This window comes from Prevotella sp. SGI.167, assembly GCF_050313615.1.
Taxonomy (GTDB): Bacteria; Bacteroidota; Bacteroidia; order Bacteroidales; family Bacteroidaceae; genus Prevotella.
On sequence record NZ_JBNPLT010000073.1, the window covers coordinates 1 to 2,928 of the forward strand.

3 protein-coding genes and 1 pseudogene are annotated in these 2,928 nt (G+C 42.6%); all 4 read left to right on the plus strand.

Annotated features, from left to right (window positions below):
• Nucleotides 1–545: 545 nt before the first annotated feature.
• Nucleotides 546–1,667: an ImmA/IrrE family metallo-endopeptidase gene (locus ACQRBJ_RS15770; protein ID WP_445304195.1), complete on the plus strand. Its 1,122-nt coding sequence runs from the start codon at nt 546–548 to the stop codon at nt 1,665–1,667.
• A gap of 5 nt (nt 1,668–1,672) precedes the next feature.
• Complete coding sequence (locus ACQRBJ_RS15775; protein ID WP_444400364.1) at nt 1,673–2,155, plus strand: DUF4411 family protein; 483 nt, start codon at nt 1,673–1,675, stop codon at nt 2,153–2,155.
• An 82-nt stretch (nt 2,156–2,237) separates the two neighbouring features.
• Entirely contained in the window at nt 2,238–2,393 is a 156-nt protein-coding gene (locus tag ACQRBJ_RS15780) for a hypothetical protein (protein WP_445304196.1), read from the plus strand.
• 214 nt (nt 2,394–2,607) lie between these two features.
• Nucleotides 2,608–2,778 (plus strand): annotated as a pseudogene (locus tag ACQRBJ_RS15785) (dTDP-glucose 4,6-dehydratase); the annotation flags it as partial.
• Between the last annotated feature and the right edge of the window lie 150 nt (nt 2,779–2,928).

A 2,928-nucleotide genomic window follows, 5' to 3' on the forward strand; every position in this document is an offset into this window, starting at 1 on the left:
CGCCCTTTCCAAAAGGGCAAGGGATGTAACCGCCCTCCGGTGCTCAGAACCGCTACGCTCTAAGGTTGGCGGGGCATCAAAGCCCTCGCCATATTTTGCGGGATGGGATTGTATGGGGGGTAAGCAGTCACTTTAGGCCGTCTTGTGTACGTTAATAAAAATATATACCTTTGCCCCGAATTTTAAATTTGGGACTAAATGAATATAAACGAAGTAGGCAAGTTCTATGCCTCAATGGTTCGTAAGTTTCGAACCGAGTACAAGAGCAAGAACCTTCATGGGTTCTGTAAAGACCAAAAAGTAAACTATACCAAGATGCTTCATTGTTTGCGTAATGATTTTTTCTTAAAAGATAATAAAAAAGCATTCATTTTATGGCTTAACGTACCTAAAGTGACCGCTTAATAATAGTTAGAATAGAGAGGCATATTCCTAGACATGTATCTGGGAATGGCAAGTTTGCGACTAATAGGTTAAATATTGTAATAAAGTAACGTACTTTACAAAAAAAATCGTATTTTTGCATTCTTAAAAAATGAGAAGAAATGGCAGTAACGAGATTAAATAACATACGACCAGAAATGCTTGTTTGGGCATTTGAAAGAGCTGGCTTCAATGAAGAGAGGGCTGTGAAAGTTTTCCCTAAGTTGGCGTCTTGGCTCTCTGGAGAGAAACTGCCTACTGTAAACCAACTGCAACAATTTGCCAAGAGATTCTATATTCCTTTTGGATATCTGTTTTTGCAGAATAGACTAGAAGAAACGATTCCTTTCCCGATGTTCCGTGGTGAAGCAGGAAAAATGAATCGCTTTGATCTCAATGTTTACGATACAGTCACAACGATTCGTACTCGACAGGATTGGCTGGCAGATTATCTTGTAGAGAATGACATTGAAATATGCCAATTGGTGAACAGTATAACGCTGCAAACTCCAATAGGTGAAGCAGTCAATCTTCTCAGAAATAAATTGGACTTGGAACCTCGATGGGCGTTCAGTCTTGCCAAAACAGATGTGGCGGTGGGGCTTCTGACAGAGCGATTGGAGCAGGTTGGCGTGTTCGTTGCCTATAATGGTGTCGTTGGGAATAATACGCAACGTACATTGAAGGTTAGCGAATGTCGTGGCTTTGCATTAGTTGATCGTGTTGCACCGTATGTTTTTGTGAACAGTGCCGACAGCAAGTCTGCCCAATTGTTTACCTTGATTCATGAGGTAGCACATATCATGTTAGGTGTAAGTGCTGGTCATGCTGGTGAGGACTTGGGTGCCCATGATACTTATGAGAGATATTGCGATGCGATGGCAGCAGAATTTCTTGTTCCTGCCCATGTGTTGCGTGAAACCTGGAATCATGACATCAAGAAGCAATCTCGTCAGTTTAAGGTGAGTGAAATAGTTGTAGCTCGTAGAGCCCATGACTTAGGACTATTGAGCGATCAGGCTTATCGGAATTTCTGGATGGAATACAGCCATCGTCCTATAGTTGAGAAGAAAAAAGGTGGTGGTGGAGATTTCTATCTTACCAGTGTAAAAAGAGTAGGAAAACTATTTGCTATCCATGTGCGCAATGCCGTAAACAGCCGTCAGTTGGAATATACGGAGGCTTATCGTCTAACTGGTCTGTCTGGTAATACCTACCAGCATTTTATGACCCATAATATCTAAGGTCTATGGCATATATTTTTGATACCAACATATTCATTCGTTCAAAGCATGAGATGCCTATGGACTTGTGGCCCACTTTTTGGACTAAGATTGCTGGAATGATAAATTCTGGCAACGTGTTTTCTAACATTCAAGTGAAAGGAGAGATAGATAAAGGTGGTGATGAATTGACCGTCTGGATGAAGGACAATGTTCCTGCTGGATTTTATATCGAGAACGAGCTTGATGTAATGGTCAAGTATGGAGATGTTATGAATTGGGCTCAATCTAATGCAGTTTACAGACCAGAGGCTGTTTCTGAATTTGCAACAGTGGCAGATGCTTATCTTGTGGCTACAGCAGCTGCAAAGGGATATACGCTCGTAACGAATGAAACTGCAGATCCACAATGCAGACGCAGAGTGAAAATTCCAGATGCTTGTAATGCATTGGGTGTGAGATTTTGTGACTTGAATACGGTTTTGCGAGAACTGAATATTACGATTTAAGATACTTAACATAGGTTAGCAAGAATGTTTTTTCTCCTCTTGCTAACCCATCTATATTTTTTAATTGGATTTTACTTGGACTATGGAGCAAAAGAATTTGTTCCTGTTATTGAAGTCCGCATTATGGAATGATGAGCTGTCGGCTCGTCCTGTTCATGATGTGGATTGGGGTGAATTGTATGGGCTTGCCAAGGAACAGTGCCACCTACTCTGTCTGCGCTTCTCCCTGAGTTTGTAACGAGAATGCGCATGGGTCCTTGAATGTGGGTTAGAGGCGATGGTCGCCTGGTCCTGGTCCGAGCTTGCGGTCTATGGCATCAAGAATTCGCCAAAGAAGGAGCCGGAGATATTGATAAAGATGTTTCATATATAACTTATAGTTCATTGCTTTTTGATAAAACGTAAATGAATGGAAAATATTGTATAGGCATTCTTTACCTGTTCTTTATCCGCGTTATGCCATCGATTCTCGAAAGTTGCCGAAGGAACTCGGTTGGGAGCCATCTCTCCAGTTTGAGGAGGGTATCGAGGAGACGGTAAAATGGTATCTCGAAAATCAGGAATGGATGGATCATGTTACTTCTGGGGAGTATCAGAAGTATTATGAGGAGATGTATTGTTGATGCCCCACCTGTCCCTCCCCAGCGGGAGGGTCCTTAACCCACTCCCAAGCCCTCGCCCTTTCCAAAAGGGCAAGGGATGTAACCGCCCTCCGGTGCTCAGAACCGCTACGCTCTAAGGTTGGCGGGGCATCAAAGCCCTTCGCCATATTT